A 15,065-nucleotide genomic window follows, 5' to 3' on the forward strand; every position below is an offset into this window, starting at 1 on the left:
TTACGTCACTGCGACGAGACCCAATCCCTCCATTATCCGCAACCCCAGATCTGTGCCAAAGGCGCTGACGCCGAACATCCTGGCGGTGATCACCCGCCTGTCGCGCGAACCGGCGTGCCATGACGCGGCGCTGGTCCTCGCCGCCCATGCGGAAAAGCAGATTCTCCTCGACACCGACATCGGCAGTCGGGTGTCGTCCTATGGGGCCCTTGCCCGCGCCGTCTGGCGCGTCTCGATCCACGAGTCCGCGGCCTATTTCCGCCGCACGCTCGATCTCGCCGATGCAATCGGTTCGGACGATTTCGATCGGACCAATCATCTACTGGAACTGGCCAGCCACTATGCCGGTCCACGGCTGTCGCCTCGGGCAGGGCACGATCTCGCGCGGATTTTGGAACTCAATCAAAACGAGGACTCCAAATTCCCATGGGTCGAATACGCACAGACCATGGTCCCGGTGGCCGGTCTCGACATCCTGGCCATGACGGCCCGACTGGATGACCGCGAAAAGGCCGACCTCGGACTCTCCCTTGGTCCGGCGCTCACCGTCCTCCTTCGCTACAACAGGATCCCATCCGATGTGGCCGCATCCCTGTTCGGACTGGCGGCCCCCGGCGAGAGCTGGACGTGGCGAACATCCGACTTCGTCAAGGCCGTTCTGCCAGGCTTGGCGCCGGAGCGGCGCGAGTGGCTCTTTGGCCTCATCGTTGTCGAGATCGACCGCGATGACCAACTTGCCCCGTCGCGTGACACGGCAAAAGAACTGCTCGCCTTGGCCGAGACCCATTTGCCCGCGAACTCGCCTTCGCGGATCCGCATCGCCGCCCTTGTCGCCCGTAGAGCGCCCGGAGAGACTCCGTCATTCGAAAAGACCGCCCCGAACGGGTCGAGTCCGGAGCTGAGCGAGACGGCCCTTGGCGATCCCGAGGCCATCGACCGGGCCATTTTGCAGGAAGACATCGGCCCCTCCGGACGCCGCTGGCCCCAACGCACGCTTTCAGACCTGGCCGGGGCCGCACGCAAACCGGCGGTGCGGCTGGCCTTCGTAAACGCGGTGGCGGGCGCCAGCGCGGCCAACCTGAGTGACAAATTGCATGCGCTCGAGGACCACCTCCCGCAGTGGAGCGCGACCTCCCTCGCGCTGAAGGATGATCTCCCGCGCCTCGCTTTGGTCCTGGCCGAAAAGCACGCGTCAGAACTGGTCAGCTCCGACTCCGCCGCATGGTCGAGCTGGCGCACCCTTCACACCTGTTTTGACGTCGATCGGCCCGCTGCGGTCGAAAGGGTAGTCACGGCACTGGCCGGTGTTGCGAGCGAAGTGGCGGGCGATTCCTGGCTCGCGCTCGCCGCCAAACTGGCACCACACTCCGGCTCCTCTGCGTTGGGCGAAGGGCTCGAGCGATTTCTGTCGCTCAGCGGCGATCCCCTCCCCGCTGAGGTAGGCGACGGTGCATGGGATGATCGTTTCGTGGTCAGCGACGACCCGGTTGACGTCGCCGCCGGGCTGATCTGGTCCCGGCTCGGTCACGGTCATGCGGCGATGCGCTGGCGGGCCGCCCATGCCGTGCGCCGACTGGCAGAAGCAGGGCGGTTCGATGTGATCGGGCGCTTGGTCGACCGCTACGAGACGCGGACCGTCATGCCCTTCGGGGATGCGAAACTGCCGTCATATCCGCTGCACGCGCGGCTCTGGCTGCTCATCGCCCTGGCTCGGGCGGCCAAGGACTGGCCCGACCAGCTCCGGCACCATTCTGCCCTGTTCGAGCGCATCGCGTTTTCGGAAGAATTTCCACACGTCGTCTTGCGCGCGTTCGCCGCGGACGCCCTGAGCGCCATCGCCCCAAGGCTGGGCGCTCGCGATCGAAAGACCCTTCTGGCGAAACTGAAGACCGTCAACAAGCCGGCGCTTCCGCCTCGACCCAAGGAGGGCTTCACGACCGGGCGCTATGCGCCCAGGCCGGAGGACGCCGAGCGTCCACCCGACGCCTTCCACCTGGATTATGATTTCAACAAATACCAGACCGAGCGGCTCTGCCATGTATTCGGCTGCGGCGGGTGGGAGATCGAGGACGCCATCACCCGCTGGGTTCGGCGTTGGGATGAGATTGTCCCCGGAATGTACGACTGTCCGCGAGGAAGTGATCGCGAGGATCGGTCGTGGTCGTCCGGCTCGGTCCCGGTAGTGGACAACTACGGCGGATACTTGGGCTGGCATGCGCTCATGCTCGTGGCGGGCGAGATGGCGGCCTCGCGTCCCGTCACGGGCCGCGACTGGGGCGGCGACAGCTGGAAGCACTTCCTCGCGGAGTATCGCCTTTCGCGTTCCGACGGTCTTTGGCTGTCGGAAGCGACAGATCCATTTCCGCTTGATCTTCCTAAGGGCGAGGACCTTCCCATGCCGGAGGCGGACGCCAGGGTGAACGAACGGGAAGATCACGCCTTGCTGGCGCCCTTGGTCGGAATCGCCGGCGGAATGCTGGGCGCGCCATGGATGCCGGTGATGGGCCGCTGGTCATTGACCGACGAAACGAGCCTAAGCCTCAGCACCGTGCTCGGCGGGCGCGAGGACGCGCGAGCCGCTCTGATGACGGCCCTGACGGATGAGCCGTTCTTCCGGTGGCTCCCGCGCGACGACGAAGAAATTCCCAGAGACTTCGGACGCCATGGCCATTCGATGCGCGCGTGGATCGACACGGTCCAGCACGCCGAACGTCAGTTTGACCACCACGATCCCTATGCCGCCAAAACGGCTCTCAATCGGCCGTCCCCGGCCGGGTGGGTGCGCAAGCTCCTGACGCTGCGCCAAGATGACCCGGTCGGTCGCAGCTGGTCGGACGCAGCCGGGCGGGCCTTTACCGCGGAGTCCTGGGGCGCCACAGGCGGCCGCGGTGAGTACGCCTGGGAGAAATACGGCGAACGGATCAGCGTCGAGCGATCTCGCTTGCTGGGTCTGCTCGGCAAGACGGGGCTGACCCTTGTCGGCTTGGTCAAGCTACAGCGCTATCACAAGCGAGGATCGCCGCGAGCGGGAAGCAGCGGCGTGTTCACACACCGGTCGTATGTGTTCGTACTTGATGCGAGCGGCCGCGTTTGGGCACCCCTGCGCGCGAGCAATGCGGCACGCGCCGCTGTCCAGGCATTAGTACCGCGAGAGGGACGTGACTTCCGGCAACGGTTCAAAGCGATCAAGGGTCGCTGAGCGGACCACGGACTACTTCAGCGCTTGCGTTCCGAGGCCTCGCTGTAGCGAATCCACTTGAGAAGTGACGCCTTGGAGGACAGCAAGCGCATCGGCCCAGCCGTCACGCGCGCCGTCGGCATTGATTTCCTGCAACGCCTTGTCGAGTTCCGTTCCTGCTCGGCGGAGCGTCGTTATGACGAGCCGATTTTCGGTCACATTCAAAGTTGCCAATGCGTCCTGAGCCTTCTGAACTGCTAGCACGTCATTATCCTTGACCCGACCGGCTGACGCCAACAGTGGAGCATCTCGGCGGTGCGCCATCGCAGCTTCTCGAGCGTCGCTAATCACTGCCAGTAGCCGTCGCGCGTCATCCCGTGCGGTCTGGTCGCCGCTCTTCTGGATGACTCTGCTTACGGCTTGTTTGGCGCTTTCTGCCTTCGCGAGGGCCCAGATCGATAGCCCGACACCGATCGCGGACAGGACCAGCCCGCCCAACCCAACTCCATCCATAGCTAGCGGTTCTCCTGATGGGTCGCTGCAGTGAGAACTTCAACCAGCCGCTCTTTTGATAGGGTGAACCGTTCCGGGCTCGGCTGTCTCTTCCAGACGTCGAGCATTCGGCGGTAGACCGGCCTGACCGGCATGTGGGAGTTCCAATGCCCCGGCTTCTGCATCGGTACGTACTGGAAACGATTCAACCTCTCGACGGTGAATTGAGCGAAAGAAAGAAACTTCGTCTCGTTGTTTCCGTCATATCCTGCGAACTTCGTCACCGGATAGCTGGACACGTCCAAGTCTGCTGGCATGGCCCGTCCGATGGCGTCGAACATGTCCAAAGTGTCCCATACCTCGCGGGACTCCTCGGAAGTCATCTTATCGTCGCCGTCGTAGATGTACTCGAAGTCCAGCGTGTAGAGCATCTCATATCCCCGCTCCAACGCCTCGCGTTGGACGCTAATTTGAGATGCTTCGTCTGGGTACAAGGCCTCGAGGATACGAAGCTGATTGACCATCAAGATGCGGTCCAACTTCGATAGCTTAAGTTCTTCAGACATCTACATCCGTCCAGTTTGGGGAGGCGAAAGGCCGTTCGCGGCGCCAAGATTCATCGGCCCGCCTCTATTGGGCCATTTGGGCCGTGCTGCCAAACACGTAAACAACCGCCTGAAAATCCAGGACTGGGCCCCACACGCGGCGCATTCGGTGACGCAACTACGTCCAGCCGAACTGGCTCCTTGTCCATGTCGGACACCACGCGCGAGTAATCGCAAGCATTCGAGCCACCTCCAAGCGGACTCTTCCAAGGTCCACAATGAGTCACAAGCAGCCTATCGCCCCACCTTCACAATTCGTGATGCTGCCCTTTCACGGCAACCGCCACCGCCATCCCCTGCCCCAAAGGCGACAGCCCCACCGCATCCCCAACCGCCAACGCCGGCCCGCCCACCTTCAGCCGCCCATAATGCTCCACGCCCAGGGCATCGCGCACCACGACAAAGGCCGCCGCCCCCGCCTCATCGTGAAACCCCGTCTTCACCACCACCCCAGCCACCTTCTCGCGCCCCAACAGCCGCACCTCGCGCGCGCCCTCCAGCCGGCGTTGGTTCATCATCCTGATGATGTCCCGCCGCATTTGTAGGGTTCGCAGCTTCATCTCCATCTCTGGATCGAGCCGGTATCGACGGCCTGCGCGCATGGCGAGCCCCAGCCTCTCAAGATGCCGTAGCCTCCCCCGGCTCAACGCCGCCCAAGCGCCGGTCCCTCCCTCCCCGTCATCGACCATGCCGTCTGCATCCGCCGCCGCCAGCAGTCGCCTGTCCAATCCGGTGAAACGATCCGCCTGGGTCTCCTTCCAGACCCGCCGCTCGGCGTCGACACGCGACAGATCCCCCAGCCTTTCCTGTGCGACCTCCTGGGCACGGGCTCGAAAGCCGTAGCCCATGTAGTGGCGAGGAATGACCAGGTCCCGTCCATCCCCACGCCGCCCTCTCACCAGGACATGGGCGTGCGGTTGGTCGGTGTCGTAATGGCAGGTCGCGACCCAGCGCAGACTTGGCTCGCCCCGATCGGCTGACACCCGCGCCATCACCTCCCGCACATAGCCCCTCAGATCAGCGATCCGATCGCCGTGCTCGGGCGAGATGATGAAGCGGAAATGATGGCGGTCAGCGCTCCATCCGCGCGTTTCCAGGGCCGCCTCAACCCCGTCGTCCGCCCGGTCGAAGAAGTCCGGACGCGCCCCCTCGACGCCCGCCCCCGACCGGCCGAGATAGGCGATATGCGCCGCCAGCGCCCCGGCCCGCGCCACGGGTTTTCCGACATGTCGCGACACCAGGGCTTTCACGATCACACGCTGGCGGACATCCATACGGAAGGTCCGGCCCGACCGTCCCTCTGCCGCCCTGAGCACGCCCGAACGATCTCCTAAGGCGAACTGACGCGACGCCGCCAGCCTCTGGAACAGGCCTGTGCGTACCGGCGCCCGATCGGTCTTCAGGGACAGGGGGAGCCGGACCTCGACGCCCTCGCGGTCTGGTCCTGCATTCATCGCCAGCCGGTTCTCGATCGCCTCGCGGACGAGCATGAGCGCCTCCCGATAAGGCCGCCGAGCCGTCCGAGCCCGACAACTCTCCGCAAGTCATCCAGAGCCCGACCTTCATCGGCTAACCCACCGAAAGAATAGCGAAAAGAAGGCCGCGCCAATACCGCCTTTTATCTTGCCCTGGGCCTCTTTTCGCAGATTTCCAGACATCCTCAGCAAAGCTTCGGACACCCGATCAAATGCGATCACGGTCTCCGCTGCCAAAGGCGGGAGCGCTCAACCGCTTTTCGCTTGGCCAAATGCCGCCGCCGCATGACAAAGAAAAACCCGCCCGGCCGAAGCCGAGCGGGTCGTTCATTCAGTCTGCCGGACGGTCGGGTTCGTCGTCCCAGTAGGCCGGATCGCAGGGATCCAGTCTGCGGATGCAATAGTCGTCCCAGAGATCGGCGGCTGAGAGGCGGATCGCCATCTCGTTCTGCTCGGCTTCCCATTCGATGGGGTCCGGCTCGTCGTGGTCGGAAATGTCGGAGGTCATCACCCTCTCCATGGAATGACTCGTCCGGTGATACCGAGCGAGGCGTTGTCGGGATGCAGATTGTCAGGCGGCTCGCGCCTTGACGGCGACGTGTCGCAGCCCGGACTCCATCGCCTTCTGCCCGAGATTCAGCGCCGGTCCGAACGGACGTTGATCCTCCCGCGCCCGACCGACCGAACGGGCCAGGGTGAGGCAGACTTCCGGCTCGAGCGCGATTAACTCGTCGTTGGCCCTGAAGGGCGCCGCCTTGCCGTGAGCGTCGAAATCCGCCCGTGCGAGGATGAGCGTCACCCCCTTCTGCTGAGCCCATCGGATGGCGAGCTTCTCCGCGCCTTTCGCGCCGGTCGTCGCGAGCGCCATGTCCGGCCATTCCGCCAAGGCCCAGTTGAGGGCGTCAAAGATGCGCGCCGCGTCCTCCGCGCCATCCGCCGACGGCGCGCCCCGGAAGGCCACCACGGCGCCCCGGTGGCGTGCGTCGCCCGCCCTCCGCTCGCGAACCGCCCGGATGGCTTGCTTGGCCTCCAGTTGCGCCGCCGTCAGGAAGCTCCCCCTGCGGCTGCCCTTCCAGGCCGTCCAAACCTCGCCGGTGGAAACCGTCCAGGCGTCCGAGGCCGCGTCCCGTATCCGCTCCGCCGCCAGCGCCGCCGCATCGCCCGCCCGGGCCTTGGCGGTCGCTTCCTGCAGCTCTACGTCCGCCGCCTCCGATCCATCGAAGTCGCGGTCGAGCCGGCGCATCACATCGCGCGCCCGATCAGCCTCCCGTTCGATCCGCCCGGCCGCCGAATGAAAGGCCCCGATCAGAGCTTCGCCGAGGAGCGTCTGGAAGTCCTCCAGCGCCGTGTCCGCGATCACGTCCAAAAGTTCGGTCATGAGCGCTCGCCCAAGCTGGACCAGGGCTTCCTCGGAGGCCTGCGGGCGTTGATCGCCGAACGCTGCGCCAAGGTCGAAGGCGGAGTCTGATGTCGCGGTGACGGCCATGGCCGAGCCGGTGTTCGAAGTGTGCATCGTATCGTTCCCGTTCTGAAAGGCCGAAGCGCCCCATGCGCAACGACCCCATTCCTGGCCACGTCGGGGTCCCCGGCGGTCACCGCAGCGGTCCGCCCTTGCGGGCCGCGAAGGGAAACGGCGAAGCCGTTGACGGCCGGGGTGACGTGTCAGGATGGGAAGTCGTTGTGTGGGGGCATGTCCTCGCCCCCTCGGGGCGAGGACCCCATTCACGCCGTCGCGCCGATAGCGACGGAAGACATGCGGCCGCCCTGCACTGCGACGACGGCCGCGCCGGCGTCGCCTCCATCTCGGCTGCGGTCGCCCTGGGCGCATCAGACGTCAATCGACGCCGACCATTCTCATCAGGCTCTCGGCCGAACAGGGCCGCTTCTGGTAGCCCACGGCGGCATGAGGCGCGCAAAAGGCGCCGCGCGTCACCGGACGCCCGCACAGACCGAAACCCGCCTCGCCGGAAGAGCCGTAGGGCCAGCGGCACTGGCCGGCCCCTACGGACAGGATGGTGGCCGTCGGCGTGGGCGGCGCAGCCCCCAAGGCCGCCGGCGTCCCCACCGTCGATCGGACCTGCACGGCCGCAGGCGACCTCGCAGCGGGCGGCGAAGCGTCGACCGCCTCCCGAGGCGGCTTCGGCCGGGGCGGCGCCGCCGTTCGCGCGCGCCTGACCTCGGGTCCACGGGCCAGACCCAGGCGATGGACCTTGCCGAGCACGGCGCAGCGCGACACGCCACGGCCGAGCTCGCGCGCGATGGCGGCGGCGCTCCGGCCCTCCAGCCACAGAGCGGTCAGGCGGAGAATGCGATCCTCGGTCCAGATGGAGGAGGTCATGGGGATGCTCATCGTCAGCGAGCCCAATCGGCTCGCCCCCGACCGCCCTTCCTCCCGCTTTCAAGGACCGGCGATGACAATGGCCCGGCGCGTCTGCGCCGGGCCCTGCCGCCCACCCTCCGATCAGGTTGCGGTCAGAAGGGGATGTCGTCGTTCAGATCATAGCCGGACGCCGCATCCAGGCCGGCGTCACCGGCGGCCGGCTCTCGGTTCGAGCGGGCGTCGCGCCGGTTCTTCAACCGCATGTCGTCGACCACCACCCGCAGGTCGTAGTGTTCGACACCGTCCTTGCCGGTCCAGCTGTCATTCTCGACATGGCCCTGAAGGACAACCCGGCTGCCCTTGCGGGCATAGGGAGCGATGTAGTTTTCCGTCGTCGCCTCATTGAAGCAGACGCAGTTGAAGCCGGTCGTCCGCTCCCCCTGTTCGCCGTCGGCGCGCCGATAGCGGGTCGTCTCCAGGACGCGGAAGCTCGCGCGTTTGCGGCCCGACCCCTGGGCGGAGAGGATGGACGGGTCGGCGGCCAGATAGCCTTCGATGACGAGGGTCTGCATGGTCAGTCTCCTTGATATGAGGGTGAGGATTCAGGCCGCCGCGCGGCCCCGCTTGCGAGTGCGGGCCGTCTCAGCGGTTTCGTCAGCCTTGTCCGCCGAACCTTCCGCTTCGGGTTCCGCGGCCCGGTCGCCCGACCAATCGAGGACGTTCAGCCGGTTCACCACCAGCTCCTTGGCGGCGCGTTCGGTCCCGTCCCTCGCCGTATAGCTCGTGTCGACGAAGGCCCCCACGACCAGGGCCTCGCAACCCCTGGCCAGGCCTCGGGCGATGACCTTCTCGTTGAGGCCCTTCGCCCAGCTGACGCAGTTGACGCCGACGATTCTGTCCTTGCCGCCGGCGTCCACGCCGCGTTTCTCTAGCAATCGGAACACCGCCTTGGCGAAGTCGGCGCTGATCTGGGGATCGGCCGCCAACCGGCCGGTGAACACCATGGACTGCATGTCAGTCTCCTTGTGATCCGAGGCCGGGAAGACCTTCTCCCCCGTTCCGCCTCGCCCTCCTGAGCCCTTCCTCCCTCCGGAACCGGTTCCGCCGGGCGCGCCCCGACGAAACCGGCTTTCCGGTCAGGCCGCGTCGGTCGCCGCCGCACTCTGGGCGCCGTCAACCAGGGCCGCCTCCCCGGCCGGCGTCACCACGAAGACGCCGACGCCCCATGTCCCCTCTCGGTCATCAGCTTCGCCGCCAGTCTCCGGATCGTCAGCGTCGGCGCCGCCCTCGTCAGGCGCTTCGTCCGCATCGCGGACGTCGTCCGCGTCCTCCAGCGCCAGCCTCCATGACAGGCAGGCCGGCGCCCAGGTCCGCGCCTTCGCCTGGTCCTCGGTCCAGGCGACGAGGTCGCCCTTCCTCAGGCGGGCCGGGGCCTCGGTCTCGCCCCCCATCCGCTCCAGCATGGTCAGCAACTGCTCGCGGGAATGTGGACGCAGATAGGCTCCATCCGGCGTCCACCAACGGGCAATGTCCGCATCGCAGAGGTCGGCGATCTCGGCGGCCTCGGTCCTCGCCGCCTTCCGCACGAGGCTGATTCGGTCCTCTCGCAGGTCGAGGCTGACGGCCGTCAGTTCCGCCAGCAGGCCCAGCCTGTCGCCCAGCTCCATGGCGTGGACCCAGGCGATGATCGTCAGGCCCGACGCCTCCCAGGCGCGACGCCGCTCATCGAGACGTTCGCGCACCGCGCCGTCCAGGGCCTCGATGATGCGCCCCCCCGTCGGGCTGAACATCGAGGCTGTGACGGCGAGGGCCGCCTCAGTCCGTCCGATCGACGGCCAGATCGCCACGGCCCCGAACAGCCGGGCGATCAGGGCCGTGAGCGCGACCTCCGGCGCGTCCGCCAGGGCGCGGATCAGACCGCGCGTCGCCATGTCCGTGCGGGTCGCGTGCAGGACATGACTGACCCCGTCGACCTCGGGCGCCGGGGCCTGCGCACGAGGCGGCGCATAAGCGCTGCGAGCCACCGGTCGTCCCGGAGCCTCCATCGTCTCTACGCCAGTCTCCCCGGCCTCGTGATCCGTCGACCTGACAGGATCGACCTCGGCCTCGACCGGCCCGTAGCAATCGACCTCGACGCCGGTCCGCAGCGACGGACGCAGGACCAGCACGGTGGCCAGCCGTTGCCCGGCGCCGGCCTGATCCTGGACGATCCGCGCCCGTACAAAGGTTTCCAGGCCTCCCGCACGGACCGCATCGGGCGCTACCGGTTCAATCGCCGCCACGGCCTCAGCCGCCGCCTGGGTGCGGTCGCGAGCCTCACGATAAACAAGGGTCGCTTCCTCGGACAGGGCGCCATAGGCGTAGTACAGCTGCTCCAGGTCCTCAGGCAGCTCCATCCCGTCGTCGCCGGGACGGAGGCGTACGGTCAGGCCCTCTGCCTCAAATGGCGCCGCAATCTCCGCCGCGCGTTTGAGCCAGGCCCGCGTCAGGGCCTCGGGGTCCAGCAGGACCGGCGGCATCTCCCCGAACAGGTCAGCCTCCGTCCGCCCGCCCTCTGCCGCGTAAAGCGCAGGCGTGACCAGGCCGCAGCGGGGATCCCGGTCCGTGATCCGGCCCTCGCCCAGCTGTTCCTGGATGCGCCACTCCGCCAGACCCTGTCCGTCGAGGACGCCTTGAGCCATTTCCACCTGCTGGGCCTTGTCCTTCAGGCGCGCCAGCAACCTGGCCTGGCGCAGGGTGATCTTGCCGGCCTTCAGCGCCTCCAGGGCGACGGCGGGAAGCTTCGAGAGGGCCGCCAGACGGCGGATCTCGACCTCGCCATAGCCCAAGGCGCGGGCGATGACCTTTACGCCCAGTCTTTCCTTCAGCATCCGGCCAATGGCGGCGATGACGTCGGCGACGTGGACCGGGGCGGCGGTGTTGGTCAGGACGACCGCCGCAGCCTGGCGCTTCCGGTCCGTCTCGACGAAGACCTCCACCGAATGGTCGTCGTCGATGAAACCGCCGTCACGCAGCAGCCGGAGCGCCAGCAACCGACGACGCCCGTCCAGGACCATGAAGGCGGCCTCCTCGCCCCGGCCCGGCCGTACCGTCGGAAGCTGCAGCAGGCCGGCGGCGGTGATGGTGTCGGCCAGCTGCGGAATGTCGTCGTCCGGCGCCTCGCCATAGCGGAGGTTTTCGGGGGCGATGTCGAGGTCGCCGAGACGGACGACAGCCTGGCGGCGTGGCGACGCGGCAGGCCCTGAGGGTGAAGGCGTCGAAGCCGGAGCCCCCGCAGCGGCGGCCTGTGAAGCGAAACGGGTCATGGGTCTTCTCCCGCCGGTTCGGCGAGGCCTATCCCCGCCTTGCCGGCGCCCCGCTCCGCCCTTCCTCCTTCTCCCGAACAGCGGCCTCGGCCTCGTTCCAGTCCCCGAAAGGGGCAGGCGGCAGACGGATGGAGGCCGCTACGCCCTCGCTCCGCAAACGCGTGCAAAGCGCCGCCGCCGCCCCCTCGCCCGCCCGGCCGCGATCCCCCGCGATCAAGACGCGGCGTACGCCCAAGGGGGGCGACCAACGCGCCAGGTTGCCGGCGGACAGCAGGGCCCAGCCGGGGAGATCGAAGCGCGCCATGGCCGAGAGCGTCGTCACAACCCCCTCGCCGACGACCATTTCGGCCTCCAGCGGCGAGAGACGAACCGCCACCCCGCCCGGCGCCGATCCGACCGTCTTGCGCGGAAGTCGAATCCGGCGCGCCGCCCGGCCGTCCGGATCCAGATAGGCGATCTCCACAGCGCGCATTTCATCGTCCGGGGCGCGGATCGCCGCAATCATGGCCGGACAAGTCGGGCTGTCAGGCCGAAACACCGACACCGGCGCGGCGGGGTGGCGGCGCAGATCCTCGGGCATGGATCGGAGACGGAGCCCGCGGTGTCTGAAGTAGCGAAGGCAGAGATCGCCTTCCGCGAGCGGCAAGGCCTCGCCCCAGACCCTCTGGGCGACAGCCATCCGCCTGCGAGGCGGCGGTCGTACGGGCATGACCGACGCCCGCCCGACTTCGCCAGTCGTTGCGCCGGTCAGGCGCCCAGCGGCGTCGATCAGGCCCAGACCGACGAGATGGGCTCGAACCTCGCGCCAGCCCGTCGAACCAAAACCGTGGATCACGACTCGATCCTGGTCCAGCAAGAGGGAGACTGACCGGTCCGCCCTGCTGTGACCCGGCGCCGGCACGCTGGCGGTTCGTCCACCGTGGTGAAGGTCGCCGCCAAGGGCGGCGACGATGTCATGGAGCCCCGTGGCGAGGATCATGACGTCCTCACATCAGGCCGAGGGCGCGAAAGCTCTTCGTCCCTTCCCGGCCGACGACCACATGGTCGTGGACCTCGATGTCGAAGATGCGTGCGGCCTCGAGAATCCTCCGGGTCATCTCGATATCCGCCCGCGACGGCGTCGGATCGCCGGAAGGATGATTATGAACCAGGATCATGGCCGAGGCGGACATTTCGAGCGCCGTTCTCAAGACCTCTTTGACGTAAACGGGCGCGTGGTCGGTCGTGCCCGGCGCCCGATGCTCCTCGCGCATCAGGACATTGCGTTTGTCGAGATAGAGGACCCGGAACTCTTCCCGGGGAAGATGGGCCAGGGCGACCCGGAGATAGTCCACGAGCGCGCTCCAGGAAGACAGGACGGGACCCCGGCAGGCCAGATCGCGCGCCATGGCCGAAGCCAGAGATCTCGCTCTGGCGATGTCGGAGACCGCCGCGTCGGAAAGTCCCTGAGCGCGCAGGATCGGGCCTGTTGTCGCCGCCACCCCGGCGAGGGAGCCAGTTCGCGCAAGCAGCCGTCCACCGACGAGACGGGCGCGCTTGGCGCCCAGCCTCGTTTCCAGAAATCCTGCCAGGATTTCAAGATCGGGATGGTCCGGCCGGGCGCTTCGTGATCGCCGGGCGTTTCGCGTGGTCACGGGCAGGGCGTTTCCCGGCGCGTCGCCGGCATGGGGCTTGATGCTCATCTGAGGGTCCTCGTCGCCGCTCCGGTTTGGAACGCCCCCTGGCTCCCTTCCTCCTCCTCCCGATCGCCGCTGGACCGAGGCAGACTCACATTCCCCGGACCCTCCGGGGCCTTGAGGCTTTGTTGACGAAGGCGGTCTCAGGATCGCGCAAAAGGGAGAAACGGTCATGACCCCCAAGAAGAGGCGGCGGATCGGGGAGGCGCTCAGGCAGCGAGCCGGGCAATGGCGCACGCGCATAGGCTTCAGCCTGCTTATAGCCCTGGCCTTCTGGCCCATGGTCGGTCTGCGCTTCGCCCTGATCTGGACCGTCGCCTATGTCCTGGTCCAGGCAGGGGAAAGGTTCGTGACAGCGGTCTGGACCGCTTCGCCGCGGCTGAGGCGCCGGCTCGCTCCGATCGGCGTCAGCCTGGTCCTCTCCAGCAACCTCCTCTTCGCCGTCTTCGCCCTGCGCCAGGCCATGACCCTGGAGACCCAGGGCCTGGTCTGCGCCGCTCTTTTGCTGTCCGGCGCCCTGATCAACGGCCTCATGGTGACCGCCGGTTCCCGGACGATCACGGCAGTGACGCTGGGTCCTCATCTGTGCGCGCTTGCGGCCCTGCCCGTCTTCATGCGCATCCGGTACGACCAGCTCCTGCCTGCCCTGCAGCTTCTGGTCGCCGGCCTGCTGCTGGCGGCGGCTACGGTCGCGGCTGTACGCGGCCTGTCCGCCGCCCTCGCCCAGCGCCGGACAGCCGAGGCGACGGCCGTCGCCGCGCGTCGTCTGGCCGAAGCGGCCAGCCGCGCCAAGAGTGATTTCATCGCCAATATGAGCCACGAGATCCGGACGCCCCTCAATGGGGTGATCGGCATGGCGCGCGCCCTGTCCCATGCCGACCTGCCCCCTCGTGAAAAGGAGCAAAGTCTCCTGCTGGTCGATTCCGGCGAAGCCCTCCGCGTCCTGCTCAACGACATGCTGGACCTCTCCAAGATCGAGGCCGGCAAGCTGACGATCGACGCCCGTCCCTTCGCTCTCCGCCCGATGCTCGAGGGCGTCACCCGCCTCTTCGAACCAGCGGCCGCCGCCAAGGGATTGACGATCGGCCTCGAGATCGCACCCGGCCTGGCCCGGACCTGGATCGGCGACGAGGCGCGCATTCGTCAGATCCTTTCCAATCTGGTCTCGAACGCGGTCAAGTTCACGAGTACGGGAGGCCTGGTCGTAAGCGCGGCCCCCGCAGGCGGCTCCAGCGGATCGGCAGCCTTCGCGGGGCTTCGGCTCGCCGTCGTCGACACGGGCCCGGGCATAGATCCCGCCCAGATGGATCGTCTCTTCCAGAAATTCGTCCAGCTCGACGAATCCTCCACCCGTCGCCGTGGCGGCACGGGACTCGGCCTCGCCCTGTGCGCGGATCTCACCTCCCTGATGAAGGGCGAGGTCCAGGCCCGACGCAGGCCGGGCGGCGGCATGGAGTTCGTCGTTCTCCTGCCGCTGAAGACCGGTCAGACCGATTTCGCCGAGACCCCGACCCTCAAGCCGGCTGCGCCGGCCGTCGGCGACGGCGACGGCGCGCCGCTATGGGTTCTTGCCGCCGAAGATCACCCCACCAATCGCAAGGTTCTCGAACTCCTGCTCGAGCCGAGCGGCGTGCACTGTCGGTTCGTGGAGAACGGCCAGGAAGCGGTCGAGGCCTGGCGCGGGCAGGACTGGGACATCATCCTGATGGACGTGCAGATGCCTGTGATGGACGGCCTCGCCGCGACCCGCGCCATCCGTTCGGAGGAAGCTTTCCGCGGCCGCCGGCGAACGCCCATCATCGCTCTCACGGCCAACGCCCTGCAGCACCAGCAGGTAGAATATGCGGCTGCGGGGATGGATGACTTCGTCGGTAAGCCCATACAGCCGGATCGCCTGTACGCGGCGCTGACCCGGGCGGCCGAACAATCCGCGCCTTCGACCCGGTCAGCGGACGCCGCCCAGGCCTAGTCGCGGCGAAGTGGGAGCAGCCGCTTTACCGCCGGCCGTCCGACC

At 67.3% G+C, this 15,065-nt stretch carries 13 protein-coding genes; 2 read left to right on the plus strand and 11 right to left on the minus strand.

Annotated features, from left to right (window positions below):
* The first annotated feature begins 52 nt into the window (after nt 1-52).
* Nucleotides 53-3,199 (plus strand): hypothetical protein, encoded by a 3,147-nt coding sequence (locus AC3A3G_RS14795; RefSeq protein ID WP_487488550.1) that lies wholly within the window; start codon nt 53-55, stop codon nt 3,197-3,199.
* Between the two features lie 12 nt (nt 3,200-3,211).
* Here the strand turns inward: AC3A3G_RS14795 and AC3A3G_RS14800 are convergent, their stop codons facing one another.
* From AC3A3G_RS14800 to AC3A3G_RS14850, 11 genes are all read right to left on the minus strand, one after another.
* Entirely contained in the window at nt 3,212-3,676 is a 465-nt protein-coding gene (locus AC3A3G_RS14800) for a hypothetical protein (RefSeq protein WP_487488551.1), read from the minus strand.
* A 17-nt stretch (nt 3,677-3,693) separates the two neighbouring features.
* Nucleotides 3,694-4,236, minus strand: a complete 543-nt coding sequence (locus AC3A3G_RS14805; RefSeq protein ID WP_487488552.1) for a YfbU family protein — start codon at nt 4,234-4,236, stop codon at nt 3,694-3,696.
* A gap of 287 nt (nt 4,237-4,523) precedes the next feature.
* Nucleotides 4,524-5,765: a DUF3363 domain-containing protein gene (locus AC3A3G_RS14810; RefSeq protein ID WP_487488553.1), complete on the minus strand. Its 1,242-nt coding sequence runs from the start codon at nt 5,763-5,765 to the stop codon at nt 4,524-4,526.
* Between the two features lie 316 nt (nt 5,766-6,081).
* Complete coding sequence (locus AC3A3G_RS14815) at nt 6,082-6,258, minus strand: hypothetical protein (protein WP_487488554.1); 177 nt, start codon at nt 6,256-6,258, stop codon at nt 6,082-6,084.
* Nucleotides 6,259-6,321: 63 nt separating this feature from the next.
* Nucleotides 6,322-7,236: a DUF2493 domain-containing protein gene (locus tag AC3A3G_RS14820; RefSeq protein ID WP_487488555.1), complete on the minus strand. Its 915-nt coding sequence runs from the start codon at nt 7,234-7,236 to the stop codon at nt 6,322-6,324.
* 348 nt (nt 7,237-7,584) lie between these two features.
* Nucleotides 7,585-8,088 carry a GcrA family cell cycle regulator gene (locus AC3A3G_RS14825; protein ID WP_487488556.1) on the minus strand — a complete coding sequence of 168 codons (504 nt, stop codon included), beginning with the start codon at nt 8,086-8,088 and terminating at the stop codon, nt 7,585-7,587.
* A gap of 134 nt (nt 8,089-8,222) precedes the next feature.
* Complete coding sequence (locus tag AC3A3G_RS14830; RefSeq protein WP_487488557.1) at nt 8,223-8,642, minus strand: single-stranded DNA-binding protein; 420 nt, start codon at nt 8,640-8,642, stop codon at nt 8,223-8,225.
* A gap of 30 nt (nt 8,643-8,672) precedes the next feature.
* Complete coding sequence (locus AC3A3G_RS14835) at nt 8,673-9,083, minus strand: single-stranded DNA-binding protein (protein ID WP_487488558.1); 411 nt, start codon at nt 9,081-9,083, stop codon at nt 8,673-8,675.
* A gap of 123 nt (nt 9,084-9,206) precedes the next feature.
* Nucleotides 9,207-11,375, minus strand: coding sequence for a ParB/RepB/Spo0J family partition protein (locus AC3A3G_RS14840; protein WP_487488559.1), 2,169 nt, complete (start codon nt 11,373-11,375; stop codon nt 9,207-9,209).
* 28 nt (nt 11,376-11,403) lie between these two features.
* Nucleotides 11,404-12,354 carry a DUF7146 domain-containing protein gene (locus tag AC3A3G_RS14845; RefSeq protein WP_487488560.1) on the minus strand — a complete coding sequence of 317 codons (951 nt, stop codon included), beginning with the start codon at nt 12,352-12,354 and terminating at the stop codon, nt 11,404-11,406.
* A 7-nt stretch (nt 12,355-12,361) separates the two neighbouring features.
* The gene (locus AC3A3G_RS14850; protein ID WP_487488561.1) at nt 12,362-13,333 is read right to left on the minus strand and encodes a JAB domain-containing protein; all 972 of its coding nucleotides are present in this window, start codon (nt 13,331-13,333) and stop codon (nt 12,362-12,364) included.
* Between AC3A3G_RS14850 and AC3A3G_RS14855 the strand changes: the two genes are divergently transcribed.
* Nucleotides 13,224-15,020 carry an ATP-binding protein gene (locus AC3A3G_RS14855; protein ID WP_487488562.1) on the plus strand — a complete coding sequence of 599 codons (1,797 nt, stop codon included), beginning with the start codon at nt 13,224-13,226 and terminating at the stop codon, nt 15,018-15,020. The genes AC3A3G_RS14850 and AC3A3G_RS14855 overlap by 110 nt on opposite strands.
* Nucleotides 15,021-15,065 lie beyond the last annotated feature (45 nt).

This window comes from Brevundimonas sp. Soil_N_31 (assembly GCF_057655995.1).

Coding starts and splice junctions, on each gene's coding strand:
- AC3A3G_RS14835 (WP_487488558.1), bottom strand. CDS start 9,083: ATGCAGTCCATGGTGTTCACCGGCCGGTTGGCGGCCGATCCCCAGATC.
- AC3A3G_RS14845 (WP_487488560.1), bottom strand. CDS start 12,354: ATGATCCTCGCCACGGGGCTCCATGACATCGTCGCCGCCCTTGGCGGC.
- AC3A3G_RS14830 (WP_487488557.1), bottom strand. CDS start 8,642: ATGCAGACCCTCGTCATCGAAGGCTATCTGGCCGCCGACCCGTCCATC.
- AC3A3G_RS14820 (WP_487488555.1), bottom strand. CDS start 7,236: ATGGCCGTCACCGCGACATCAGACTCCGCCTTCGACCTTGGCGCAGCG.
- AC3A3G_RS14840 (WP_487488559.1), bottom strand. CDS start 11,375: ATGACCCGTTTCGCTTCACAGGCCGCCGCTGCGGGGGCTCCGGCTTCG.
- AC3A3G_RS14810 (WP_487488553.1), bottom strand. CDS start 5,765: ATGCTCGTCCGCGAGGCGATCGAGAACCGGCTGGCGATGAATGCAGGA.
- AC3A3G_RS14855 (WP_487488562.1), top strand. CDS start 13,224: ATGACCCCCAAGAAGAGGCGGCGGATCGGGGAGGCGCTCAGGCAGCGA.
- AC3A3G_RS14850 (WP_487488561.1), bottom strand. CDS start 13,333: ATGGGCCAGAAGGCCAGGGCTATAAGCAGGCTGAAGCCTATGCGCGTG.
- AC3A3G_RS14825 (WP_487488556.1), bottom strand. CDS start 8,088: ATGACCTCCTCCATCTGGACCGAGGATCGCATTCTCCGCCTGACCGCT.
- AC3A3G_RS14805 (WP_487488552.1), bottom strand. CDS start 4,236: ATGTCTGAAGAACTTAAGCTATCGAAGTTGGACCGCATCTTGATGGTC.
- AC3A3G_RS14815 (WP_487488554.1), bottom strand. CDS start 6,258: ATGACCTCCGACATTTCCGACCACGACGAGCCGGACCCCATCGAATGG.